This window comes from Veillonella parvula, from assembly GCF_040097785.1.
Classification (GTDB): domain Bacteria; phylum Bacillota; class Negativicutes; order Veillonellales; family Veillonellaceae; genus Veillonella; species Veillonella parvula_D.
In genome coordinates this window covers 205,501-230,877 of the sequence record NZ_JBBNNS010000002.1, presented here as the reverse complement: position 1 = coordinate 230,877, position 25,377 = coordinate 205,501, and the positions used below count along the sequence as shown (strand labels likewise).

20 protein-coding genes are annotated in these 25,377 nt (G+C 40.0%); 16 read left to right on the top strand and 4 right to left on the bottom strand.

The window, feature by feature from the left end; genetic code table 11:
* The first annotated feature begins 2 nt into the window (after positions 1 to 2).
* The gene (locus AAA071_RS05185) at positions 3 to 287 is read left to right on the top strand and encodes a PepSY domain-containing protein (RefSeq protein WP_195213318.1); all 285 of its coding nucleotides are present in this window, start codon (positions 3 to 5) and stop codon (positions 285 to 287) included.
* An 89-nt stretch (positions 288 to 376) separates the two neighbouring features.
* Here AAA071_RS05185 and AAA071_RS05180 read toward each other — a convergent pair whose 3' ends face one another.
* Both AAA071_RS05180 and AAA071_RS05175 read right to left on the bottom strand, forming a co-directional pair.
* Positions 377 to 2,014, bottom strand: a complete 1,638-nt coding sequence (locus AAA071_RS05180) for an L-lactate permease (RefSeq protein WP_004694986.1) — start codon at positions 2,012 to 2,014, stop codon at positions 377 to 379.
* Between the two features lie 295 nt (positions 2,015 to 2,309).
* Positions 2,310 to 3,449 carry an Ldh family oxidoreductase gene (locus AAA071_RS05175; RefSeq protein ID WP_004698291.1) on the bottom strand — a complete coding sequence of 380 codons (1,140 nt, stop codon included), beginning with the start codon at positions 3,447 to 3,449 and terminating at the stop codon, positions 2,310 to 2,312.
* A 580-nt stretch (positions 3,450 to 4,029) separates the two neighbouring features.
* Between AAA071_RS05175 and AAA071_RS05170 the strand changes: the two genes are divergently transcribed.
* The 15 genes from AAA071_RS05170 (at position 4,030) to cysK (ending at position 18,845) form a co-directional block, all read left to right on the top strand.
* Complete coding sequence (locus tag AAA071_RS05170) at positions 4,030 to 6,033, top strand: molybdopterin-containing oxidoreductase family protein (protein ID WP_058948118.1); 2,004 nt, start codon at positions 4,030 to 4,032, stop codon at positions 6,031 to 6,033.
* 208 nt (positions 6,034 to 6,241) lie between these two features.
* Positions 6,242 to 7,573, top strand: a complete 1,332-nt coding sequence (gene brnQ, locus AAA071_RS05165) for a branched-chain amino acid transport system II carrier protein (RefSeq protein WP_278618236.1) — start codon at positions 6,242 to 6,244, stop codon at positions 7,571 to 7,573.
* A 149-nt stretch (positions 7,574 to 7,722) separates the two neighbouring features.
* Entirely contained in the window at positions 7,723 to 8,796 is a 1,074-nt protein-coding gene (locus AAA071_RS05160; protein WP_004694993.1) for an iron-containing alcohol dehydrogenase family protein, read from the top strand.
* 44 nt (positions 8,797 to 8,840) lie between these two features.
* Positions 8,841 to 9,077, top strand: coding sequence for a DUF1653 domain-containing protein (locus AAA071_RS05155; protein WP_278618235.1), 237 nt, complete (start codon positions 8,841 to 8,843; stop codon positions 9,075 to 9,077).
* 8 nt (positions 9,078 to 9,085) lie between these two features.
* Complete coding sequence (locus tag AAA071_RS05150) at positions 9,086 to 9,862, top strand: HAD family hydrolase (protein WP_004695003.1); 777 nt, start codon at positions 9,086 to 9,088, stop codon at positions 9,860 to 9,862.
* 136 nt (positions 9,863 to 9,998) lie between these two features.
* A complete protein-coding gene (locus AAA071_RS05145; RefSeq protein WP_004698282.1) occupies positions 9,999 to 10,907 on the top strand; it encodes a DUF3829 domain-containing protein in 909 nt (302 codons plus the stop codon).
* 226 nt (positions 10,908 to 11,133) lie between these two features.
* The gene (locus tag AAA071_RS05140; RefSeq protein WP_004695007.1) at positions 11,134 to 11,775 is read left to right on the top strand and encodes a peptidylprolyl isomerase; all 642 of its coding nucleotides are present in this window, start codon (positions 11,134 to 11,136) and stop codon (positions 11,773 to 11,775) included.
* Between the two features lie 124 nt (positions 11,776 to 11,899).
* Entirely contained in the window at positions 11,900 to 12,151 is a 252-nt protein-coding gene (locus AAA071_RS05135; protein WP_278618411.1) for a GIY-YIG nuclease family protein, read from the top strand.
* A 51-nt stretch (positions 12,152 to 12,202) separates the two neighbouring features.
* The gene (locus AAA071_RS05130) at positions 12,203 to 12,661 is read left to right on the top strand and encodes a YwiB family protein (RefSeq protein ID WP_004695011.1); all 459 of its coding nucleotides are present in this window, start codon (positions 12,203 to 12,205) and stop codon (positions 12,659 to 12,661) included.
* Positions 12,627 to 14,360, top strand: a complete 1,734-nt coding sequence (gene argS, locus AAA071_RS05125) for an arginine--tRNA ligase (RefSeq protein ID WP_278472600.1) — start codon at positions 12,627 to 12,629, stop codon at positions 14,358 to 14,360. Before AAA071_RS05130 ends, argS begins: the two co-directional genes overlap by 35 nt.
* A 15-nt stretch (positions 14,361 to 14,375) precedes the next feature.
* A complete protein-coding gene (gene pyrG / locus AAA071_RS05120) occupies positions 14,376 to 15,986 on the top strand; it encodes a CTP synthase (protein ID WP_004695015.1) in 1,611 nt (536 codons plus the stop codon).
* Between the two features lie 9 nt (positions 15,987 to 15,995).
* Positions 15,996 to 16,211 carry a hypothetical protein gene (locus AAA071_RS05115; protein WP_060919048.1) on the top strand — a complete coding sequence of 72 codons (216 nt, stop codon included), beginning with the start codon at positions 15,996 to 15,998 and terminating at the stop codon, positions 16,209 to 16,211.
* Positions 16,212 to 16,398: 187 nt separating this feature from the next.
* Entirely contained in the window at positions 16,399 to 16,962 is a 564-nt protein-coding gene (gene ahpC / locus AAA071_RS05110; protein ID WP_004695016.1) for an alkyl hydroperoxide reductase subunit C, read from the top strand.
* A 482-nt stretch (positions 16,963 to 17,444) separates the two neighbouring features.
* Positions 17,445 to 17,894, top strand: a complete 450-nt coding sequence (locus AAA071_RS05105) for an RrF2 family transcriptional regulator (RefSeq protein ID WP_004695020.1) — start codon at positions 17,445 to 17,447, stop codon at positions 17,892 to 17,894.
* Between the two features lie 15 nt (positions 17,895 to 17,909).
* The gene (gene cysK, locus AAA071_RS05100; RefSeq protein WP_012864824.1) at positions 17,910 to 18,845 is read left to right on the top strand and encodes a cysteine synthase A; all 936 of its coding nucleotides are present in this window, start codon (positions 17,910 to 17,912) and stop codon (positions 18,843 to 18,845) included.
* A 275-nt stretch (positions 18,846 to 19,120) separates the two neighbouring features.
* Here cysK and AAA071_RS05095 read toward each other — a convergent pair whose 3' ends face one another.
* Positions 19,121 to 22,915: a subtype B tannase gene (locus AAA071_RS05095; protein WP_349234064.1), complete on the bottom strand. Its 3,795-nt coding sequence runs from the start codon at positions 22,913 to 22,915 to the stop codon at positions 19,121 to 19,123.
* A 443-nt stretch (positions 22,916 to 23,358) separates the two neighbouring features.
* A complete protein-coding gene (locus tag AAA071_RS05090) occupies positions 23,359 to 25,353 on the bottom strand; it encodes a PTS fructose transporter subunit IIABC (RefSeq protein WP_278618233.1) in 1,995 nt (664 codons plus the stop codon).
* Positions 25,354 to 25,377: the final 24 nt, after the last annotated feature.

The window sequence follows — 25,377 nt, the reverse complement described above, 5'->3', positions numbered from 1 at the left end:
TTATGAAAAAGTTTATGAAAGCCTTGGTATTGGCTGCTGTGGCTGCTGTTGGATTAACAACATTTGCATCTGCGCAAGGTATCGGTGAACAAGAGGCATTAAATCGTGCATTGGCACGCGTGCCAGGAGCAACACAAGCTAATGTAACTGAATTTGGGCATGACTATGATCATGGTCGATTAGAATACGAAGGTGAAATTCGATACAATGGTTACGAATATGACTTTGAAATCGATGCAGCAAGTGGCAACTTTACAAAATGGGAAGTTGAGCGCAAGTATTTCTAATTATAATTAGTAAGAATAAAAATGTAGTATCTTAATACAAACAAAAAAGAACAGCTCGTAATGAGCTGTTCTTTTTGTTTCACTAATTCTTAGAAGAAGAAATGATGAATTTCATGGATGAAATGTTGACCGAAGAAGGAGATACAACCATGCATAACGATGAAGATCAAGAAGTATTTGAATGCGCTGTTCATGATAACGCTTGCTTCGATTTCATGTTCTAGTTTATGAGCTTCTTCAGCACTGATTTCTTTGTGGTTTTCTAGGTATGCTTTTAAAGCAGGTCCTACGGCACCAATAGAAATCGCGATGGATTGTGGGGACAACATTTTGCCGATACCAGCTGCACCGGAGTTAACTGCTGCCAACCAGAAGCCAAGGTCTTCGAAGTTTGTAGGATCTAAACCTTGAGCTGCAGCGATTTGAAGTGGACCAAACAATACGTTGGAGTTTGTACCAGAACCAGTTAAGAATGCACCCAACGCACCCACGATAGGAGCGAATAGAGGATACAATGTACCTGTACCAGCAACCATTGCTTTTGCAATGTCTGCAGTCATACCAGAGTAAGTCATCAATTTAGCTGTCATAACAACTGTGATGATTGTAAGGTATGTGAATTTCAAGTTTTTAACTGTGCTACCCAATGTACCGAAGATTTCGCCAGCTTTTGCTTTTTGGATGAAACCACCAACAATACCAGCGATAAAAATCATAATACCAGGAGTTGCAATCCATACGAATGTGTAAGGTTTTGCACCAGCACCTTGATAAATAGGTACAGATGTTTTAATGGACGCAAGAGGACCATTAATTGCAGGGAACAATTTAGAAGTTAATAACAATAATACGAAGATTAAGATGAATGGCATTGCAGCTACAAGGCCTTCGCCACCAGAAACTTTAGGGACTTCGCCAGTTTGTTTAACTGCGTATTTAGGATCATTAGGAGGCATGATTTTTGCACAACCAATGATAACTGCCATGATAACGATGGATGCAGAAATTACGGATAATTCTGGACCCATTACAGCGTTGATTACAGTTTCAGGAACTGCTAATGCTAAACCAGAAAGCAATGTTACAAGGAATACGCCTTTTAACGCTTTAATACCGCCACCAATAATCATAACAACAAAGAATGGAGCGATAAGGTTAAGCAAGAACAATTGTACGGAAATGAATGTACCTAAATGGCTTGGATCAAGGTTTGTTAAGGATGCCAATGTAGTTGTTGGAATCCCGATAGAACCAAATGTTGTTGGTACGGAGTTTGCAACGAGACATGCGATGATAGATTTAAGTGGGTCAAAACCTACGGCAACCATCATAGCTGCAGGAATTGCAACGGCAGTACCGAAGCCAGCCATACCTTCCATGAAGGCACCAAAGCCCCATGCAAGTAGTAATGCAAGTACACGAGTATCAGATGTTACAGAAGAAAGCATGGTTTTAATAGTTTCCATTGCTTTCGTATGTACTACCAAGTTATAAACGAAGATAGCAGCTGTAATAACTAATAGGATTGGCCAGATTGCCAATGCGGCACCTTCAAGGGCACCAGTGACCATAATAAATGGGTCAGCTTGGAATGCTGTAATAGCGATAATGAAAGAACCAATCGCAGCAACACTTGTTGCTTGCCATGCAGGTAATTTCAAGATGGATAACGCTACAATCAACCAAATGATTGGAGATAGCGCTAATAGAACGGTGATAGCACTCATTTCTAAGATCATCCTTTCAAGTAAAACAAAAATATATGCTCAACAGGACGACGTAGTTTAATCAATTTAATTGATGAATAAATCGCTATGATGTTAATTTGTAAAAGTTCAGTTAAAATAAAAGCTTACAATAAAATAACAGATATACTTATCATAAAAATTGATATAGTACATAAAATTTTTTAACCTCATAGCCTATGAGGTTAAAAACATAAGAGAGGGGACATAAACAGTGTTTATGTCCCCTTCTGTACTAACTACAAGTCCTTGTTAGGGCCATTACTAAGTTTAGGTATTAGTAGTTACCTTTGAACATTGTAGCAGGAGCTTCTGGTACATAATCGCCGAAGTAGGATTTGAAGTCTAGACCTAATTCATTGCAAAGGTCTTGAACTTCAAGCATTGTACCGTTAAGTACAGGGATGCCTTCAGCTTTAACTTTTTCAACGGATTCATGTTCTTTTTCGCCATGAGTATAGATACGATCTTGACCTTGAGCTTTAGGTGCTTCACGTAATTCTTGTAAGAATTGGGAGAAGTGTTTTTTGATTTCCGCAGGGTCACCGAAGAATTCAGGGTTGATAGCCATGAAGCCATGACAGATGTTGGATTTACCACCAACCATACATTTGTTGGAAGTACCACCTTGGGACAAGATAGAGGAGAACAACTCAGCAATCATGCCGTTACCATAACCTTTGTGACCGCCAAGAACTTCTGTAGCACCACCTAAAGGAAGGATACCGCCACCTTCATGACGGGAGATGTTGCCCAATACTTCAGCTGCATCAGTGGAAGGAACGCCGTCTTTATTAACAGCCCAGCCATCTGGAGTAGCTTTGCCCATTTTGTTGTACATTTCAAGTTTACCACGAGTTACTACTGTAGTGGAGCAATCGAAGAAGAAGTCAACTGGATCAGCTGGTACAGTCCAAGCGATAGGGTTAGAACCAAGCATAGCTTTACGAGCATATGTAGGAACCATGATTGCTTCGGAGTTTGTACAAGAGAAACCGATTAAGCCTTGGTCGGATGCCATTTTAGCATAGTAACCAGCGATACCGTAGTGGTTGGAGTTACGTACAGATACGATACCAACACCGGATTTTTTAGCTTTTTCGATAGCCATTTCCATAGCTTTATGACCCAATAATTGACCCATGCCGTCATGACCGTCGATAACTGCAGAAATTGGAGTTTCTTTTACGATTTCAGGTTTAGCATCGATTTTAATCAAGCCATTAGTGATACCTTTATGGTAACGAACCATACGTTGCATACCATGGCTTTGAATACCGAACAAGTCAGAAGTCAAAAGTACGTCTTGGATGATGTCAGCTTCTTTTTCGGAGAAACCAAATTTTTGGAAAGCGTCCATGCTCAATTTTTTTAGTGTTTCATAAGGGAATAACACAGTGTTTTTTGCGTCTGCCATCGTTAAAACCTCTTTTCAGAAAATATGTACCTGATATAGCTACTTCACATTAGATAACCATGAATTCAAAATGATTTCTTGTGAGTTCTATATCCTCTCAAATGACACTGTCAGTATAGCACAGAAACAAGTGAGATTGAATAGTCTTACAGTCTGAACGACATTACTAAATACGCATACGTACCGGTGATTTTTGTCACATAATCTATACGACACTATTAAAATGTCTGATTATACCTAAAACTATATGGTTATGACTTTTAGTAATGATTACATGATTTTTTTGAAGAATTTTGGTATTTTTATAGAACTTATTAGTATATCTGTTTAGGCATTGGACAAGAATGATAATGGATAGATATCGATAAAACTTGAAATGTTTAACTACATATATCAAAATAAATGATGAGGTCATAAATGTAATGTGATAATTGAATGCATTGATATACATAAAATAATCATTTCTAAAACCTTTTTAATTCAGAATATGTGCAAAAGGTTATACTTATACGAGTCATACTATAATATAATATAAATATACATCCTATAGTTTATACAATTTATAAGCGAGGTGCTTATCATGAAAGAATATAAATCTGTATGCCCTTACGATTGTCCTGATGCATGCGGACTCATTGTATCAGTCGATAATAATAAAGTAATATCTGTTCGAGGGGATAGAGCACATGCTTTCACAAGAGGTACACTATGCCCTAAGATGGCACATTATGAAAAAGTAATCCATTCTCCGTTGCGCTTGAAGTACCCTATGAAGCGTGTCGGTAAAAAGGGAATTGGTGAAGCTCAGTACACTCGTATTAGTTGGGATGAAGCCCTTGATGCAATTGTCAATAATTTCAAAGAAACTATTGATACTTATGGCAGTGAAAGTATTTTGCGTTACTCTTATGCAGGAACAATGGGGGTTATTCAGAGTCCTGCAGCAGATTATTTTTTTCGCCGTATTGGTGCTACAGACCAAGATCGAGGTATTTGCTCTCCTGCTAAACAAGCGGGGTTCCGGTCCGTTTATGGTGAAACATTAGGTATTAAACCACAAGAGGCGCAACATAGCGACTGTATCGTCTTGTGGGGGATAAATGCGACAGCTACAGATGTTCATATTTTACACGATGTGAACATAGCAAAAAAGAATGGTGCCCGCGTTTGGATTATCGATACTCATAAAACCTATACTTTTAGCCAAGCTCATGAGCATATTTACGTTAAACCAGGTAGTGATGGAGCGCTAGCATTAGGTATGCTCCATATCATTCATCGTGACGGTTTGGCGGATACAGATTTTATTAAGGAACATGTCCAAGGCTACGATGAGCTGGTAAAAGAGGTGTTGCTTAATTTTACGCCGGAGAAAGCATCTGATATTTGTGGTGTTTCCGTGGATCGTATGACTGAGTTCGCTCATGCATACGCTACATCAAAAGCGCCGTTTATCCGTCTCGGCAGTGGTTTGTCTCGATATGGTAATGGTGCTATGACATGCCGTGCTATTAATGCCTTGCCTGCTGTGGTTGGAGCATGGCAATATCCTGGGGGGGGATTGTTGTCGAGTGCTAGTGGTAGTAAATTTATTGGCAAAGATATGATGCAACAGGCTCATGTTCATGCGCCAGCTAAACGATTGATGCCTATGATTAAACTTGGGGAGATGCTTACAAATCCCGAAAGAGTTGGGGTCCATAGCTTATATGTGTTTTCCTCAAATCCTGCTATTACAGCACCTAATCAAAATGTGGTTCGTAAAGGTTTGATGCGTAATGACTTATTCACAATTGTGCATGAGCGTTTTTTTACGGATACCTGTAAATATGCGGATATTATTTTGCCGGCCACAACATCTGTAGAGCATGATGATATTTATAATTCTTATGGTCATTACACAATTGGTACGGGTTACAAATTGATTGATCCAGTTGGGGAGTCTCGTTCCAATTGGCAAGTTATCGCCGAGTTAGCAAAACGTATGGGGTTGGAGGATGCATTTTTTAACCTTAGTGAAAGAGAGCTTATTGAACAAATTGTGCACACTTCGAGTCGTATATCCAAGAGGGACCAAGAGTTGATTTTAAACGGTGAGCCTGTGGAGATGACGGTACCTGAAAATTATAAGATGGATTTCAAAACACCGTCTGGAAAAATTGAATTATATAATCCGCAAGATGTAGAACCATTAATTCGGTATATGCCTCCATATGGTGACAATGCACCGTTTTGGCTCATAATCGGTAATGATATTCGAATTTTGGACTCTAGCTTCTGCGAATTAGACTTTAATGATCCTGAGTTGATGAAACTTCGCATTCATCCAGAAGATGCAAAAATGTATAACATAAACGATGGTGCTGAGGTAGAAATCTATAACAATCGTGGCAGTGTAAAAATTAAAGCCTACTACGACGATGAAGTGCAACGGGGGACTTTGGTAACGCTAGGTGTATGGTGGCAATCCCAATCGAGTGATCCTCATGTGGCAATCAATGCGCTTACCGCAGCTCGTCCCACAGATCAAGGCTGGGGTAGTACCTTCTATGATGTGCAAGTTCATATAAGAAACCTTTCATAGATAATAGTTTATTACCATATCATGAACGAATATGTATAAGATGTGTGATGTCACATGCTTTTACAGCTATATTTAAAAATTAAATCCTTTTACTTATGGGAATAACATTATACGGATATAGAATAGTGAGGATATTTTTCTTGTATACCTTAGCTCCTTTAGATTATAATGGTAATATTATTTTATTGACCTAAAGGGGGTTACATTTATGAATGGTAACGACAATCTGTCGACCCGTGCCTATTTGGCTATAGGTATGATGTTATTTGCTCTATTCTTTGGGGCAGGAAATTTGATTTTCCCAGCGGCCTTAGGGCAACATGCTGGTGATAATGTAGGTTGGGCTTTGCTCGGCTTCGTATTAACTGGTGTAGGCCTTCCACTCTTAGGTGTTGCAGCGATGGGTTACTCTTCCTGTAAAGATGTTGAAGAACTTGCAAGTCGTGTTCATCCGATTTATGGCTTGTTGTACACAATTTCTTTATACTTGAGTATTGGTCCAATGTTTGCGACGCCACGTACTGGTACTGTAGCTTATGAAATCGCAATTAAACCTTTTGCTGAAGGTTTAAGAATGAATATGGAACCAATTTTCTTGGCATTATTCTTTGGTATTTCTTTGTGGTTATCTATTAGTCCGCAAAAACTTGTTAACCGTATCGGCAATATTTTGACACCAGCTTTACTACTTGTAATTCTGTTGTTAATTGTTAAATCCTTTATTACTCCACTTGGTGGTTATGCGGTGCCACAACCGGCATATGGTGATGCGCCAACGGCTGTATTACAGGGTTTCCTAGATGGCTACAATACAATGGATGCCTTAGCTTCCGTAGTATTTGCTATTCTTGTAATCGACTTTGTTCGTCTTAGCGGTGCTACATCTCGTGCTGTGATTACAAAAACGGTAATGGAGGTAGGTGCTATTGCGGTAGGTCTTCTTGGTATTGTTTACGTATTTATCGCTAATATCGGTGCTACTAGTGTTGAACGCTTTGGTTTGTTCGAGACAGGGGCTCCTGTATTGTCCGTAAGTGCTAACTATTTGTTTGGTGAGTTCGGTCAAATCATCTTGGCTATCATCGTTTTGCTAGCTTGCTTGTCTACAAGTATTGGTCTTATCACTTCTTGCGGTACATATTTCCACAAGTTGACGCCAAAGATTAGTTACAAATTATATGTAGTAATTTTCTCTGTAGCGGCGTTTGGTCTTAGCATGTTTGGCTTGAAAACAATCATCAGTGCAGCAATTCCTGTGTTGATGCTCTTGTATCCGTTGACTATCGTAATCATCTTGTTGGCACTTCTTCATAATGTGTTTGGTGGTCGTCGTTGCGTATATGCATGGACTATGGCTTTCACAATGATCTCTGCCCTCATGACTGGTCTTGAAACTGCAGGTATTGCACCTACAGCTTTGGAACAGCTCTTTGCTCAATATATTCCATTTCAAAGTGCTGGTATGGGCTGGGTAAGCTTTGCGGTATTAGGCTTTGTTGTGGGTCTTATCCATAAAGGTCTTGCTTCCGATAATAAGTAATAAAGATAAAGGCTCTATGCTTTCATTTTGTGAGAGTATAGAGCCTTTTTATGTTTTGATTGTTGTCATATAAAATTGATTTTGTGTGTAGAAGTTTCTATAATAAGGATAAATAAGGATATAAATGATAAAAGAAGGAAGGAAATTTTATGCGTAGTACTCATTGTTTACCTAGTTATAGTTTTGGAGGTCATGATGTATTTGACGCTATTCCAAAGTTTACAAAATTATATGGCAAGTCTGTAGCTATCATCGGTGGCGAAACAGCTCTTTCTAAAGCTTTGCCACACATTCGTCCCGTGCTTGATAAAGCGGGGATTAAGGTGCTAGATATTATCCACTTTGGTGGAGAGTGTACTTTTGCTCGAGGCAAGGAAATTGCACAAATGGCATCTGTAAAAGATGCGGACTTTTTGTTTGCTGTTGGTGGTGGTAAGGCCATGGATACAGTAAAAGTAGTAGCTATAGAGTTAGATGATAAACCATTCTTTACAATTCCAACCATTGCATCTACTTGTGCGGCAACGTCAGAAGTGGCAGCTGTATACACGGCAGATCATACTTTTGATGACGTAGCTTTTGTAAATCATCCTCCTGTGCACTGCTTTATTGATGCTGATATTCTCGTAGAAGCACCAAGCCGTTACTTGTGGGCAGGAATGGGAGATACTATTGCAAAACACTATGAAACTCATCTTTCTGCTCGCAATCGCGAGCAAGACTATAATACTCAGTTAGGCCTTACTCTAGCTTCTATGTGTAGTGAACCAATTTTAGCACATGGTATACAAGCCTATAAAGATAGTCAAGCTAATAAACGTAGTGATGCCTTTGATACCATTGCTATGACTGTTATCTTTACTACCGGTGTTGTATCAGGTTGTGTTCCTATGGCATATAATAGCAACATGGCTCATGCTGTATGTTATGGCTGTGTTACTAATAAAGAAACAGAAGAAAATCATTTGCATGGTGAAATAGTAGCTTATGGCTTACTTATTTTGTTAACCGTTGACCAACAAATGGATGAGTTACAACGGTGGTTGCCAGTATATCGCGAATTAGGTTGGCCTACTAAACTTTCACAATTAGATCTTACTGCATCGCATATTCCTCAAATTGTTGAAAAGGCTACATCTGTTCATGATATTGATGTATCTCCATATAAAATTACAGCAGATATGTTGACTAAAGCTATTCAATATATGGAATCTCTTGATTAATATGGTTTGTAACTATTTGTGTATGTTATGTGATGAGGTTATAAATGCAAGAAATTGTAAAGGGTGGCTTATATCGTCATTTTAAAGGCATGTATTATTATGTGCTAGATGTAGCGACTCACTCTGAGACGGGTGAAAAGTTTGTAGTATATCAGAAACTGTATGATGAGCGCGATATGTATGTACGTCCCTTAGAGATGTTTGTAAGCGATGTAGATCGTGAAAAATATCCAGATGTAGTGCAAAAAGAACGATTTAAGTTAATGAGTGGACGTGATTAGGAGGGCCTGTGGAGCAGAAGTTTTTCTTTTTCGATATCGATAATACCTTAGCTGTATGGCCTGAAGGTAAAATCCCTGAAAGTGCTCAATACAGTTTAGATGAGTTAAAGCGTCGTGGTCACCGTGTAGCCTTAGCAACTGGTCGTATTCAAGTGGATGCTAAGCGTTTCGCAGAGCAAGCAGGCCTTACTGATTTCGTAGCAGATGGTGGTCACAGTATCACTGTTAATAATGAATTGGTATCCATGATAGGTATGGATCGTGATGCATGTATTAAATATTTAGAGTATTTAGAATCACATAATATTCCTTGGGCCGTAACTGACCGTAATAAACTCGGTCGTATTACGCCGTATAAGGAAATTTTAGAGTGGCATCCAAATTGGGATGTATTTAAAACAACTGTAGACCCTAATTTTGACTTTCATAGTGTTGAAGAATTTTATAAGATATATGTGTTTTTCAAGGAAGGAGAGGAAGAGGAGAAGGATATCGAGCATATGACACATAAGCTCATTCGTTATGGTGATGGCTGTGTTCTATATGAGCCTATGGAAAAGGCGTTGGGTATTCGTAATATGCTTGAACACTTTGGAATGAAGCCAAATCAGGCTGTTGTATTTGGTGATGGGTATAATGATTTGTCTATGTTTAGGCCTGAGTGGCTAAATATTGCTATGGGTAATGCGCGCCCTGAATTAAAGGCAAAGGCTGATTATATTACTACAGACTGTGATAAAGATGGTATTTATAATGCGTGTAAGCATTTTAAATGGATCGATTAATTATTGATAATTCCTCTAAACTAGGTGAAGCTTATATGAAGATTTGTTTTTGTAGCTGTGGCTACAGAATTGGTGTAGTATAGTTAGTATAATGCGCTTAGTTCAATATTCATGTGTTAAAAGGAGAAGAGAAGATATGAACAATAAACGCAGATTATTTTCAACTTTACTTTGTGTAGCAGCATTGACAGCTGGTTTATTTGTTTCTGGTTGTGGCAGTGATAAAGCGGGTGGCATTGGCTCCGTAGTATCCTCCGTAGTTGATGGCGGTAGCGATGAGAAAGCAGCTGCTAAGCTTAATACACTTATTGATGCAACAAATCGCTTCAATGGTGATAATGCAACTTGGGGTCAAAACTATGCAGATAGTTTGGCTAAACTAAAGGGTGGTTTCCAAGAAGGTGCTATTGGTCGTCAACCTCACTATGATACTTTAAAAGATGCTTTGGAAAAATCTAAAAAAGAAGGTTCTACATTTAAAGAAGTTGACACAGAACGCGATAATGTATTAAATATTCTTAATGAATTAGTACCAACATTCAAAGATTTGAAAGCTTATGATGACTCTAAAGCCTATATGAATGATGGTGGTGCTAAAGGTAAAGAACTAGCAGCTAAATACGTAGCACAAGTAGAAAAATTTGATGCAGCTTATGCGAAGTTCAATGATGCTCTTAACAAAGCTAACACCGAACAAACTAAGAAACAAATCGAAAAATTGAAAAAAGACGGTAAAAAAGGCTATGCAGCAGCAATGGAATCTACGCTTCGCTTGACTACTCTTGTAGAAAATGTAGAAAAAGCTCCTAAAAATGCAGACAAACAAGCTGTAGAAAAAGAACTTAATGAAATTCAAACATTGCTTAAGAGCATAAATAATGATCGTGGAGAAGTGCTTGTTAACTCTTATAACTCTGTAGTTGGTTCTGTTCGTCAAGTACTTAACGATGCAAATGAAAACAACCTTAACGACATGATTGAGAATTTCAATAATTATATTGAGTCTTATAACAATACAACTCCAGACCAATTTGACTCTAAATAATCGAATTAACTACGTGATTATCTGAGGATTACAAAAACAGAGCTCCTTTGAAGCTCTGTTTTTTGTTGTTATTATTTATTGTTATATTATTTTTTTATATTTTTAATCTCAATAGTGCCATAATATGATATACTAAAAAAGAGCCGCTCATGGGTTGAGCGGTTTTTCTATGTAAATTTTAAATCTACATTTTAGTTAAATATAATATTAGTATTTTGGGGGACATATGAACTGGAAACGCTTGGCTTTATGCGCAATGTTGGGGATTACAGTGCTTGGTACAACTGCATGCGGTACAAACAGTGGTGAACAACCACAAGGTAACACCGTGAAAGCAGAAACTGTAGCTATGCCCAATTTTACAAACGCACCAATTGCTGATGAATATGCTATCTTTGATACAAACTATGGTCAATTTAAGGTTCGTTTGTTAGGGTCTAAAGCGCCGATTACGGTCAAAAATTTTGATTATCTCGTGAAAAAAGGCTTCTATAATGGTGTGACATTTCACCGTGTTATCGAAGGCTTTATGATTCAAGGTGGAGATCCTGATGGCACAGGTGCTGGTGGCCCAGGCTATACAATTCCTGATGAATTCTCCAATGATTTACACTTCAATAAAATGGGCGTTCTAGCCATGGCTAACCGTGGTCCTAATACAGGAGGATCTCAATTTTTTATTACCTTGGGACCTACGGATTGGTTAGATAATAAACACACCATCTTTGGTACTGTAGTACAAGGCATGGATGTAGTTGAAAAAATCGGCAAGGTTAAAACCGGTCGCAATGATAAGCCAGTAGAACCAGTAATCATCAATACCATTACATTGGAGCCGATTACTGATGATGCGAAAAATGGCAAATAAGAAAAGTACTTCTCAAGAGTCTCTTTCTGGTGAATGCGCATCTACACAAGAGGTACAAGGTATAATTGTAGATTGTGATACAATCTTGAACGACGCTAGTGTTCAAGGCGATGAATCAAAAGAAATGCACTATATTTACTTAGTGCGTTGCTCTGATGATTCTTTGTATTGTGGATGGACTACAGATCTCAAACGTCGAATAGATGCTCACAATGGACATATCCCAGGCGGTGCAAAATATACGCGAGGACGTCGTCCTGTGACCTTGGTATATGCTGAAAGCTTTCACCAAAAACAAGAAGCACAACGCAGGGAATATGCTATTAAACTGATGACGAAGACTAAGAAATTGAGACTCATTAAGGGTGCAAAATAGTCCTTGATTATGGTATAATATGATGATTAATTACTACCACGGAGGTTGAAAATGAAGCGGGTTCTAGTGTCCGTAAAGAGTGTACAACGAGATATGGATGGCAAGGATACCGTAGTGGAACTGATTTCCCCAGGTACGTCACATGAAAAAGGTAATGCTCAATATGTGCGTTATGAAGAATCTAGTGTGACTGGATTGGATGGGGTTAAGACGACCATTAAAATTCATGATGATTCTATCGTGTTGCTCCGAACAGGGGCTGTCAATATGCGTCATCAATACGTCCGTGGTGAAGAACGTGAAGCCGTATATGAAACACCATATGGTGATTTACATATGGCTGTAAATACTCATGAATTAACAGTAGACTTTCATGATGGCGTAGGTCATGTTCATTTAGGATATGATATTTCCGTTGAAGGTGAATGGCAATTTTATAATCAGTTAGATATAGACGTGCGGGAGGATATAGAGCATGGACATGAAGGAAATCCTGAAATCGGGGATTGAACAGGCATTACAAGATACGATTAACAGCGGTGATTTGCCGGCTGGGGAATATCCAGAAATCGTTCTCGAAGTGCCACCTCAAAAGGAATTCGGTGATTTTTCTACAAACATCGCTATGCAATCCGCTCGTGTAGCTCGTCAAAATCCTCGAGCCATTGCTGAAGCTTTGATTAGTCATATGAATTTTGATTGGCTTGAACGTGCTGAGGTTGCCGGCGCAGGTTTTATTAATTTCTTTTTGAAATCTGATATGGTGTACGATACGTTAAAAGCCATTTTGAATGCTGGTACTGAGTATGGTGTTCAACCATTGCGTGCGCGCGATACAATTCAAGTAGAGTACGTAAGTGCAAACCCAACAGGTCCATTGCATGTTGGTCATGGTCGCGGTGCTGCGTACGGTAGTGCTCTTGTAAACTTGTTACGTGCAGCGGGTTATAATGTACAATCCGAGTACTATATCAATGATGCAGGTAATCAAATCGACAACATGGCTATTTCCATTGAGTACCGTTTCCAAGAGTTACAAGGTGCTACATTAGTATTCCCACCTAAACGCAATGAAGACGGTTCTATGCCTGAGTTCGATATTCCAGAAGGGGCTTTAGTGTTCCCTGAAAATGGCTATCGTGGCCCAGATATTATTGAAACAGCGAAAGCGATTGCAGAACGCGAAGGCTTTGATAAATTAAATGCTATGAACGAAGCAGATCGTGTAGCCTTGTTTAAGGAAGAGGGCTTAAAAGAAAAATTAGCTCGCTTAGAGGAAACATTAAGAAACTTCCGCGTTACTTTTGATAATTGGTTCTCTGAACGTACAGTTCATGAAACGGATGAGATTCATCATTCCGTAGAGGCATTAAAGGCCCTTGGGAAAGTTTATGAAAAAAACGGTGCATTGTGGTTAAAATCCACTGATTACGGTGATGATAAAGACCGTGTAGTTATTCGTGATAATGGGGTTCCTACGTATTTAGCGGCAGATATTGCATATCATCGCAATAAATATGATCGTGGTTTCAAAGAAATGATTGATATCTGGGGCGCTGACCATCATGGCTATGTATGTCGTGTAAAAGCGGCTATGGCGGCGTTTGGTTATGACCCTGATAAATTAACAGTATTGTTATTACAAATGGTAGCATTGTTCCGTGACGGACAACTTGTTAAATTGTCTAAACGTAGTGGCGATAGTGTTACATTAGATGAATTGATCGAAGAGGTTGGCGTAGATGCGTCTCGCTATTTCTTCTTGATGCGTTCCTTGGATAGCCAACTTGATTTCGATATTAACTTGGCAAAATCTCGTAGTAATGACAACCCAGTGTATTATATCCAATATGCTCATGCTCGTATTCACAGCATTTACAACCAAGTGCGTGAAGCTGGCATTGCATTTGGCGATTATAGTGAAACTGATTTCACAACGCTTACAAGTGAAATGGAATTAGAATTAATTAAGAAATTAGCTGAATATCCGGAAGAGGTCGTTCAAGCTGCTGAACATCGTGCACCTCATCGTATTGCTCGGTACTTATACGATTTGGCAAGCATGTTCCATTCGTTCTACCGTCAAGGTCGTATCATTGGCGTAGATCCAGCATTACAACAAGCTCGTCTTGGATTAATTACAGCGATTGCTCTCGTTCTTCGTCAAGGCTTGGGTATTTTAGGTATTTCCGCTCCGGAAAAAATGTAATAGGTGGGAGGCATCATGGCAACTAAGTATATTTTCGTAACTGGCGGCGTTGTTTCTTCTCTTGGGAAGGGAATTACAGCAGCATCTTTGGGTCGTTTACTAAAAAACCGTGGTTTCAATGTAACGATTCAAAAATTTGACCCATACATTAATATCGATCCGGGTACGATGAGCCCTTACCAACATGGTGAAGTATTTGTAACAGATGATGGCGCCGAAACGGACCTTGATTTGGGCCATTATGAACGCTTTATCGATATTAACCTTAGTAAACGTTCCAATATTACAGCTGGTAAAGTATATTGGTCTGTAATCAATAAAGAGCGCAAAGGTGATTACCTAGGTAGCACTGTACAAGTAATTCCACATATTACAAATGAAATTAAACAAAATGTTTACCGTGTAGGTAAAGAGGATAATGCTGATGTAGTTATTACTGAAATTGGTGGTACCGTAGGTGATATTGAAAGCTTGCCATTTATGGAAGCTATTCGCCAAGTGAAAAAAGAAGTAGGTCGTAACGACGTACTTTACATTCACGTTACATTAGTGCCTTACATCAATGCCGCAGGCGAGTTGAAAACAAAACCTACACAACATAGTGTAAAAGAATTGCGCAGCATTGGTATTCAACCAGATATTTTGGTATGCCGTAGTGAGAAACATATCTCTGATGATATGAAAGAAAAACTTGCTTTATTCTGCGACGTAGAACCTGAAGCAGTTATTGAAAATCAAACTTGTAGCTCCATCTATGAAGTGCCATTGATGATGCAAGATCAAGGCCTTGACGATATTGTTATCAAAAAATTAGGCCTTGAAGATCGTCCTTGCGATATGACTGCATGGAAAGAAATGGTTCATAAGATCTTGAATCCTAATAAAGATATTACAGTTGCTATCGTTGGTAAATATGTAGCGTTGCATGATGCGTATTTATCCGTAGTTGAAGCTCTAGATCATGCTGGTATTGCTACGGGTACTAAAGTGAATATTCGTTGGATTGACTCTGAAGAACTTGATGATACATCTGTAGATCCTAAAGAGGTATTTGAAGGTGTTGAAGGTATCATCGTACCTGGTGGATTTGGGTCTCGTGGTGTAGAAGGTAAAATTCGTACAATCCAATATGCTCGTGAAAACAATATTCCATATCTCGGCCTATGCCTTGGCATGCAATCTGCAGTTATGGAATTTGCTCGTAACGTATGTGGCATGGAAGGAGCAACCTCTAGCGAATTCGACGAAAATGCTAAGTACAAAGTAATTGACTTGATGAGTGATCAAGTTGATGTAGATAAAAAAGGCGGTACAATGCGTTTAGGTATCTATCCATGCAAAGTGGAAGCAGGTACGAAAACTCACGAGGCTTATGGAGAAGATTTGATTTATGAACGTCATCGCCATCGCTATGAGTTCAACAATGAATATCGTCAACAATTGACTGATGCAGGCCTCGTAATTTCTGGTACATCTCCAGATGGCCGTCTCGTTGAAAGTATTGAAGTAAAAAATCATCCATTCTTCATTGGTACACAAGCACATCCAGAACTTAAATCTCGTCCAAATAATGCACATCCATTATTCCGTGGTTTCGTAGATGCAATCTTAGAACTAAAAAAATAGATTAAAGCGATGGAATCTATTTTATCTATTATAGGTTTATTTATATTAGCTGCACTCAAACTAGAGCAGTTTGTATATGGTAAATCGGGAAAAGAACAATCTACAACTGGTCACATAGCACGGAGAGGGCTTGCTAATATAGCGGGTTTAATAGCTTTTGATCACGCTACTGTGAACAGTAAGTCTGTTGTAGTACGTAAAAAGAAGAAAGATGCTCAGAAATGAGCATTTTTCTTCTTTTTTTGCCTACATCGAAAATGTTGAAAAAATATATCGATAAATTTAAAAATAACGCTTGCAATATTGAATGATATTTGTTATTATATAGACAAAGATAGATATAGATATGGTGTTAAGTACACCAATGTAAATATATTCGTTACATATGGAACTCAAATAAGGAGGACATAACATGTCTATTATTGGTAAACAACTTCCTGAATTTACACTTGATGCTTTCAAAAAACCTGAATTGGTAAAAGTTAGCACTGCAGACGTGTTGGGTAAATGGTCTGTATTCGTATTCTATCCAGCAGACTTCACATTCGTATGCCCTACTGAGTTGGAAGACGTACAAAATTCTTATGCAGAGTTGAAAGAATTGGGTTGCGAAGTTTACTCCGTATCTTGTGACTCCGAATTCGTTCACAAAGCATGGTCTGATGCTTCTCCAAGCATTAATAAAATCGAGTACTACATGTTGGCTGACAAAAAACATGAATTGGCTGATTTCTTCGATGTATTCCAAGAAGAATCTGCTATGGCTTACCGTGGTACATTCGTAGTAGATCCAGAAGGCTTCGTGCGTACAGCAGAAATTCATGATATGGGTATCGGCCGTTCCGCTGAAGAATTAGTTCGCAAAGTACAAGCTGCTCAATTTGTAGCTAAACATGGTGATCAAGTGTGCCCTGCACGTTGGAAACCAGGTAAAGATACTTTGAAACCAGGTCTTGATCTTGTAGGTAAAATCTAATTAAGAAACTTATACTTAAATGCTAGAGTAATCTAGACAACTCCTCAAATGACATAAACACGGGCGCGCATCGTTTTCCTGACGATACGGTAAGTCCCAATACCAGATGAACCCTCTCCAATTCATCATGGTAAACCTCATATAACAAACTACAAACTATACGCAAAAGGACTGGCCTTCGGGCTGGTCCTTTTGTGTTATAAGATTATCCTTACTTCGTTGTGTTGCGAATTAACAAAAGTATTATAACTTGAGCTTTCTACGAGGCAAGTTATTAAGTTAAAATATAGGATAAACTCAATAAATATAGAATGAGTAAATATCCCTTTATAAAAGTAGGAAATAAGTTCTTGCATTTTTATAGTGAGTGGTCTATAATGAAATTAATTCCTATTAATATGAAAGGTTTTATAAATATAATATAAGTACTTTATAATATAGGGTGTGTTTAACACTAACGTTTACAAAGAAAGGCAAAATATATGAGGATTTCCACAAAAGGTCGGTATGCATTGATGGTCCTCATCGATTTGGCAGAGCAAGGTCAAGATAAACCTGTCTCCTTGCGATCTGTGGCAGAACGACAAGGCATATCTGAAAAATACCTAGAAGGTATCGTAGCTCGTTTAGGCGCTGCAAAACTAGTGGATAGTATCCGCGGTAAGTATGGCGGCTATCGCTTATCTAAAAGTCCTAAAGAATATACAATTATTGAAATTTTGCTTGCTACAGAGGAATCTATGGCTATCATCTCTACCCTTGATGAAGGGGTGAGTACTGATACAGTGATCAACGAACGGACTGTTGGTTTCTGGGCAGGATTACAAAACTATATTCATGATTATTTAGAAAACGTAACCCTTCAAGATGTAATCGATGGGACCTATGCTAAACTTGATACAAAATATGATAATTGGGATGGTTCTATTTAATAAGGAGTGACCACTATGTCTAAAATTGCAAAATCTTTTGTTGAATTAATCGGTAAAACACCATTATTAGCTGCTACACGTTTTGGTAAAAAATATGGTGCAAACGCTAATATTTTCGCAAAATTGGAATACTTCAACCCAGGCGGTTCCGTAAAAGACCGTATCGCAGCAGCAATCATTCAAGCTGCAGTTGAATCTGGTGAATTACAACCAGGCGGCACAATCGTAGAAGCTACATCTGGTAATACTGGTATTGGCTTGTCTGCTGTAGGTGCTGCGCTTGGTTATAAAGTTGTAATCGTAATGCCTGAAACGATGTCCATTGAACGCCGTAAATTAATGCTTGGTTATGGCGCGCAACTCGTATTGACTGACGGTTCTCTTGGCATGAAAGGCGCTATTGCAAAAGCTAAGGAAATCGTAACGGCTACAGCCGGTGCTATTGAAGCAGGTCAGTTCGTAAATCAAGCTAATCCAGCAATTCATTACAGAACAACTGGACCTGAAATCTGGCAAGATACTGATGGTACTGTAGATATCTACGTGTCTGGTGTTGGTACAGGCGGTACGTTGACAGGTGCAGGTCGCTACTTGAAAGAACAAAACCCTGATGTACATGTGGTTGCCGTAGAACCAGCAGATTCTCCTGTATTATCTAATGGTAAACCAGGCCCTCATAAAATCCAAGGCTTAGGTGCTGGCTTCATTCCAGATACATTGGATACTAACATTTACGATGAAGTAATCCAAGTTTCTAACGAGGATGCTTTTGCTACATCTCAAGCTTTCGGTCACACAGAAGGCGTATTGGTAGGTATTTCCTCTGGTGCTGCGCTTTGGGCGGCTCAAGAATTGGCAAAACGCCCTGAAAATAAAGGCAAAAATATTGTAGTAATTCTCCCTGATACAGGCGAACGCTACTTATCTACAGCATTGTTCCCTGAAGTTTAATCGCCTATCATGGTGAAAGCATAATAATTGCTTTTACCTGGCTCAAACACATAGATGCCCCCTGTATTTTACAGGGGGCATCCTTTTTTGATTGAATTCTTTTATTATTATAATAGGGTGATGTACTGATTAAATAATGGTGCAGATTATTCATAGTCGGAGAGGGACTTTCACAATAACATTTATAATTGAATACACAAGAAAATTTATAATTGTATATGAAAAAGGAACTACTAGGTAGCTCCTTTAGTATTTTGGTATGTATTTAATTGTGATTATCTACCGTTTTTAACGATATTATCCATCCAGTTGAATAATTCTTCTAAATCGTAGTCACCAGAGTGATCTACATTAAATGGTGTTGCCATATCTACTCTGTACCCAAGGTTTTGAGCACGTGTACCTACGATTAAAGGAATTGCAACAGATGTATTACTGTCGGCTGTGCCATAACGAATACGATAGAATCGTGCATTTGTCGCAGCAGGAGAACCAAGATAGTTCATTGGGTTCATCATAGTAACGATCTTAGCATTTTCTACGTATACATCTTGGTTAGCTGTTGAATCGTGTAATGCAGCAGTAATGGTAAAGTGATTATTATCTGTAGTACTTGTACCAAATAGATTGTTTTCACCTGTATCATTAGCACGAGAGTCAAAGGCACCAGGCGCTTTTGAGCGACTTACAAAGTGGTTATATGCTTCCCAGTTTATGTCTTTGATAGTTCCTGTTTTATTATCTCGTACAAGGTATGTATGCTTGGATAAATCAGTACCTTTAGCTGCTGCTTTATTAGCGGCAGCAACAATAAATTCTTTTACATAATTTTTGAAAGTACCGTTACCGTTCTTGTCAAGTTTTAGTACACGACCTAGAGAGTCACGTAATTGTAAGTTATTTACGTAATCAGGGAAGTGTTCGCTGAGCATTTTAGAGTATGATAGATCGTCTGCATTCAAGTTTACACGTTGCATCGTGCGTTGTGGTGGAGCAGAGTTGCCACCTACATTAGCTTGTGGTAATTCGCCTTGGCCCATAGTTACTTTGTTAAAGGATGTGATACCATTATAGCTCCATTCGTAAGCCATATCAGCCGCATCAAGGTTAGTGATAGGGGCATACGCAGATACTGCGTATACATTAGTTGCCGCTGTAGCTGCACCTAATGCTTGTAAATATGGTTGGAAGTCGGAACTGTTACCAGTTGCACCTTGTAACAAGGATACACCACCGCCTGCACTTGTACCATTTGTGATAATGCGGTTTGCATTACCTGGCATAGCGGAATCGTTAGCGTGTAAGTAGGCTGTAGCCGCTTGTAAGTCAACGATTACTGCCGGGGCCTTACCGATGAAGTTGCCATCGGAAGCTTTATTGGTACGACCACGAGTAGATGGGGAAGCTACTACATAACCACGGGATAATGCGTAAAGAACACTGTTAGGTTTTCCATTTTCCACCTTAGGCGTCATAGCTTGGCTCGGCATGTAACCACCTACTGCATTTGGCATGAAGATAGGGGCTGTTTGGGTATTGTAACCATTGATTGTACCGTTGTTGAAATATTCCTCTGGTACATAAATGTTCATGTATTGCTGATCTATGTCGATTGGATTAGCCACGTAAGGGATATACTCGAAGGCGCGATATTTAATTTCCTTATTATCTACTGTGGTAGACATGGATTCATAATTTTTCGCGTCGAAAGCAAGACTAATCTTTGCAGACGCATCAGCTTGCAATGGGGGTTCAATTGGTTGGGAGAGAATATTTTTCTCTTCTGTAACAGTAGAGCCCTTTGTGGAAGCTTCATTACGAGCGTTTACATAAGATTGCGGTAATTTACTTTCTTGAACCTGTTTAGTCTCTGCGTCAGATTTAGCTTTTGCTTCGGCTTCAGATTGAGCTTTAGCCTTAGCCTTAGCCTCGGCTTCAGCCTGAGCTTTAGCAGCAGCATCTACTTCTGCTTTAGCTTTTGCCTCTGCTTCAGCTTGCGCTTTAGCAGCAGCGTCTGCTTCTGCTTTAGCTTTTGCCTCTGCTTCAGCCCGAGCTTTAGCTGCAGCGTCTGCTTCTGCTTTAGCTTTTGCCTCTGCTTCAGCCTGAGCTTTAGCTGCAGCTGCCGCTTCTTCTTTTGCTAGTTGTTCAGCAGCTAAACGTTCTTGTTCTTCTTGGATCACAGCTTGTCTTGCAAGTTCCGCTTGTTTAGCAGCAATACGTTCTTGCTCCGCTTTTATAGCGGCTTCGCGTTCAGCTTTAGCTTTCTCGGCCGCGATACGCTCTTGTTCAGCTTTTAAAGCTGCTTGCCGTTGAGATTCAGCCTGTTGTGCGGCGATACGTTCTTGTTCTGCTTTAATAGCTGCTTGGCGTTGAGCTTCAGCCTGTTGAGCTGCCATACGTTCTTGTTCTGCTCTAATAACTGCTTGTCGTTCGGCTTCAGCTTTAGCGGCGGCTTCAGCACGTTGGCGAGCTGCTTCTTCAGCCGCTAAGCGTTCTTCTTCAGCCTGTTGAGCGAGGATACGCTCACGTTCAGCTTTTAAAGCTGCTTGGCGTTGAGCTTCAGCCCGTTGAGCGGCAATACGCTCTTGTTCAGCTTTAATAGCTGCTTGGCGTTGCGCTTCGGCTTGCTGAGCGGCGATACGTTCTTGTTCTGCTTTAATAGCGGCTTGCCGTTGCGCCTCAGCTTGTTGAGCGGCGATACGTTCTTGTTCAGCTTTAATAGCTGCTTGGCGTTGAGCTTCAGCCTGTTGAGTGGCAATACGCTCTTGTTCAGCTTTTAAAGCGGCTTGGCGTTCAGCCTCAGCTTGTTGAGCAGCGATACGTTCTTGTTCAGCTTTAATAGCGGCTTGCCGTTGCGCTTCTGCTTGTTGAGCGGCGATACGTTCTTGTTCAGCTTTAATAGCGGCTTGACGTTGCGCTTCGGCTTGTTGAGCGGCGATACGTTCTTGTTCTGCTTTAATAGCGGCTTGACGTTGCGCTTCGGCTTGTTGAGCGGCGATACGTTCTTGTTCCGCTCTAATAGCCGCTTGACGTTGAGCTTCAGCTTGTTGAGCAGCGATACGCTCTTGTTCCGCCTGTTGCTCAGCAATACGGCGTTGTTCCTCTTGGATACGAATGCGTTCCAGCTCTGCCGCTTGACGACGTTCTTCTGCAATACGCGCTTGCTCAGCTTGTTGGGCCGCAATACGTTCCTGCTCAGCACGTAAAGCCGCTTGGCGTTGAGCCTCTGCTTGTTGAGCTACCACACGTTCTTGTTCCGCCTGCAAAGCTGCTTGCCGTTGGGCTTCTGCTTGTTGTTGTGATTGTAGTGCGGCTTGCCGTTGTGCTTCAGCTTGCTTTTGAGCAAGTTGTTGTTGATCAGCTTGTGATAAATTTTCTTGTTGGGATGCTTCTTCAGCGGCTAGTTGAGCTAGACGCTCACGCTCAGCTCGTTGAATATCTCGAATCGTAAGCCTCTGTTTTGCTACTACGGCTTTTGTTACTGTAGTATTTGATACAGTTAATGGAGCTATGGATTCTTGTTGAATAACAACAGGCGTACGCTCTACTTGTGTAGTTTGTACTTGTTGCTTACCATCCACTGGTTTCTCTACAGTAACAGGTTCAGTTTTTCGTTGTACATTTATCAAACTGTGCATTGCTAATGTAGGCTCCATGACAGTTTTTGTATCTTTATTGACAACATACTGAGGTTGAGTTTGAACCTGTTGTTGAGATTGCATTGGTACTACTTGTTGCGGTACTGATTGCAATGGTGTAACTTGTTGAGTTTGTACAGGGCTAACCGTTGCTAGTTGCATCACGTAGGATGGTTGAGGTTGTGCCATCGGTGGTGTTTGTTGTTGTACAACGGTGGCCGGTTGTGGTGTAGCTGGTAAGACTGGCTGAGTTGCAATTGGTTTCACGACTGGAGTTGCTACACTTGTAGGACTCTGTGTCGTTGATTCAGCACTGGTACTCGTACCTACTAAATCATTCATGTTAAGTGTAGGCTCTGCATGGGTAACACCACCCAACGCAGCTGCGGCAAGAAATGCAGCAGTAACCTTACAATTTTTGGATGACTTCATGAATTAGTTCTCCGAACTAGATTTCTAATAATAATTTATAATTTTAAAGTTAATTAATATTTATATAGTTTAACATAAATCAATGTAATTGTACAATTTTGAGGATTTGCTTCCACTTTTGAAAGTAGTTTTGATCATGAGTTATAAAATAATATTAATTATTTTTGAATATAAGAAAAGGACTAGATCACGTATACTTCTGAACTGTTGTTCCAAAACTGTGTCCAATTTTAGGGCAGTTCAGAATACGTATATTCTAGTCCTTTTACTATATCTACTGGTGTGACACCAGCTTTCACCATCGATAAGAGTCATTAATCAATTAGTCGCTAAATGTTAACTATTAGTTACTAACCGCTAATCGTCGAAACTCATCATAAACAATCAACAATCATCAGCCATCAATCATATATAAGTTATAATTGATGGTTAATTTTAATGATTTATTTTGTGATACTATTTTTTAAGCTTGGCTTTACAAGTGCTAAGATAAAGCAAGCCACAACGGAACCGATTGCGATGGATGCAAGGTAAAGAAGTGGATTACCAATTGTTGGTACTACGAAGATACCGCCATGTGGAGCGCGTAGTGTGCATTCGAAGAACATGGATAATGCACCAGCTGTACCAGCACCGATGATGCAAGCTGGTAATACGCGAACTGGATCGGCTGCTGCAAATGGGATGGCACCTTCTGTGATGAAGGAAAGGCCCATGATGTAGTTTGTGATACCAGATTTGCGTTCAGCCTCTGTGAAGCGACTAGGGAAGAATGTAGTACAAAGAGCAATTGCCAATGGAGGAACCATACCGCCTGCCATTACAGCAGCCATGATACCGTATTCTCCAGTTGCAAGAGCACCAGTACCGATAACATAAGCCGCCTTGTTTACAGGGCCGCCCATATCAACGGACATCATAGCACCAAAGATTAGACCTAATAATACGCGGCTAGTAGTGCCCATGGATTGTAAGGAGTCCATTAACCAGTGATTAAGTGCAGATACAGGAGGATTGATGATAAAGGTAATAGCGATACCGATGAACAATACGCCAAGTACAGGGTAGAATAGAACCGGTTTTGTACCTTCTAATGCTTGAGGCAAACCAGATACTAATTTCTTAACTAATAATACCAAATAACCTGCTGCGAAACCGGCAATCAATGCGCCTAGGAAACCAGAGCCACCTTGGTTAGCTAATAAGCCACCAACGAAACCAGCTACAAGACCTGGACGGTCCGCAATACTCATAGCGATGTAACCCGCTAATACTGGTAACATGAAGCCAAAGGAAGCTCCACCGATTTGCATTAAGAAAGCCGCAAGAGGTGTACCGGAACCAAAGTTTTTAGGATTCGCTGGATCGAATACGTCGAATAAGAAGGCGAGGGCAATCAAGATACCGCCACCGATAACAAATGGCAACATGTGAGATACACCGTTCATCAAATGTTTGTAGATTTGACGACCTACGCTATCAGATGCGCTAGCTGCAATCTCAGCAGCTTCGCGGTCAGCCGCAGATGCTTGATATACGGCAGCTGTGCCAGCCATAGCTTCTGTTAGTAGCTCTTCCGCTTTATTGATGCCATTCGCTACCTTAGTTTGAATCATAGGTTTACCGTCAAAGCGTGCCATTTCTACTTGGCGATCGGAAGCTACGATAATACATTTAGCATGTGCAATTTCTTCTGCTGTAAGAGCATCTTTAACGCCAGAGGCACCGTTCTTTTCTACTTTTAAGGAAATACCCATTTCTTTAGCCTTGCGTTCTAAAGATTCAGCAGCCATGTAGGTATGTGCGATGCCAGTAGGACAGCCTGTAACAGCTAGTACATCATAATGCGGGTTATCTACAGAAATCTTAGGTGCTACCTTTTCAATTGCTTCCGTAGCCTTTGCTTCGATAGCATCGGTAATGCTGGTTGCTTTTTGATCCTCTGTTGGTTTGATATATCCTTCTACAGATGGGTCAAAGTTTCCTTCTTCTTTAGCTGTAATGAGATCTAAGAATCGATCAACAGTAGCCGCTTGAATTAGGGCTTCTTTGAAGTCTGGGTCAATCACCATAGTTGCTAGTTTGCTCAATACCTCTACATGAGTGTCAGCCGCGCCTTCTGGAGCAGCAATCATAAAGAATAGGCGAGATGGTTGACCATCAAGTGCTTCAAAATCCACACCGTTAGGCACGACCATAGCGGCTAGGCCTGCTTCTTTTACGCCTGCAGATTTAGCATGTGGTGTGGCAATACCGTCGCCAAGGCCTGTAGAACCAGACTCTTCACGAGCGAACACTGCTTTTAAATATTCTGCCTTGTCTGTCAAGTGGCCGCCTTTGTCCATCAATTCACCTAAGGTGTAAATGGCGTCAGCCTTTGTGACAGGATCTGCGTTCAACAGGATAGATTGCGGTTTTAATAAATCAGTGATTTGCATATGTGTACTCCTTGATGCAAATAA

Excerpts from the sequence above, each read along its gene's own strand:
- AAA071_RS05160 (WP_004694993.1), top strand. The coding sequence starts at position 7,723 with ATGCGTAGTACTCATTGTTTACCTAGTTATAGTTTTGGAGGTCATGAT.
- AAA071_RS05185 (WP_195213318.1), top strand. The coding sequence starts at position 3 with ATGAAAAAGTTTATGAAAGCCTTGGTATTGGCTGCTGTGGCTGCTGTT.
- argS (WP_278472600.1), top strand. The coding sequence starts at position 12,627 with ATGGACATGAAGGAAATCCTGAAATCGGGGATTGAACAGGCATTACAA.
- AAA071_RS05140 (WP_004695007.1), top strand. The coding sequence starts at position 11,134 with ATGAACTGGAAACGCTTGGCTTTATGCGCAATGTTGGGGATTACAGTG.
- AAA071_RS05090 (WP_278618233.1), bottom strand. The coding sequence starts at position 25,353 with ATGCAAATCACTGATTTATTAAAACCGCAATCTATCCTGTTGAACGCA.
- AAA071_RS05155 (WP_278618235.1), top strand. The coding sequence starts at position 8,841 with ATGCAAGAAATTGTAAAGGGTGGCTTATATCGTCATTTTAAAGGCATG.
- brnQ (WP_278618236.1), top strand. The coding sequence starts at position 6,242 with ATGAATGGTAACGACAATCTGTCGACCCGTGCCTATTTGGCTATAGGT.
- AAA071_RS05175 (WP_004698291.1), bottom strand. The coding sequence starts at position 3,449 with ATGGCAGACGCAAAAAACACTGTGTTATTCCCTTATGAAACACTAAAA.
- ahpC (WP_004695016.1), top strand. The coding sequence starts at position 16,399 with ATGTCTATTATTGGTAAACAACTTCCTGAATTTACACTTGATGCTTTC.
- AAA071_RS05105 (WP_004695020.1), top strand. The coding sequence starts at position 17,445 with ATGAGGATTTCCACAAAAGGTCGGTATGCATTGATGGTCCTCATCGAT.
- cysK (WP_012864824.1), top strand. The coding sequence starts at position 17,910 with ATGTCTAAAATTGCAAAATCTTTTGTTGAATTAATCGGTAAAACACCA.
- AAA071_RS05095 (WP_349234064.1), bottom strand. The coding sequence starts at position 22,915 with ATGAAGTCATCCAAAAATTGTAAGGTTACTGCTGCATTTCTTGCCGCA.
- AAA071_RS05170 (WP_058948118.1), top strand. The coding sequence starts at position 4,030 with ATGAAAGAATATAAATCTGTATGCCCTTACGATTGTCCTGATGCATGC.
- AAA071_RS05180 (WP_004694986.1), bottom strand. The coding sequence starts at position 2,014 with ATGAGTGCTATCACCGTTCTATTAGCGCTATCTCCAATCATTTGGTTG.
- AAA071_RS05135 (WP_278618411.1), top strand. The coding sequence starts at position 11,900 with ATGCACTATATTTACTTAGTGCGTTGCTCTGATGATTCTTTGTATTGT.
- AAA071_RS05115 (WP_060919048.1), top strand. The coding sequence starts at position 15,996 with ATGGAATCTATTTTATCTATTATAGGTTTATTTATATTAGCTGCACTC.
- AAA071_RS05145 (WP_004698282.1), top strand. The coding sequence starts at position 9,999 with ATGAACAATAAACGCAGATTATTTTCAACTTTACTTTGTGTAGCAGCA.
- AAA071_RS05130 (WP_004695011.1), top strand. The coding sequence starts at position 12,203 with ATGAAGCGGGTTCTAGTGTCCGTAAAGAGTGTACAACGAGATATGGAT.
- pyrG (WP_004695015.1), top strand. The coding sequence starts at position 14,376 with ATGGCAACTAAGTATATTTTCGTAACTGGCGGCGTTGTTTCTTCTCTT.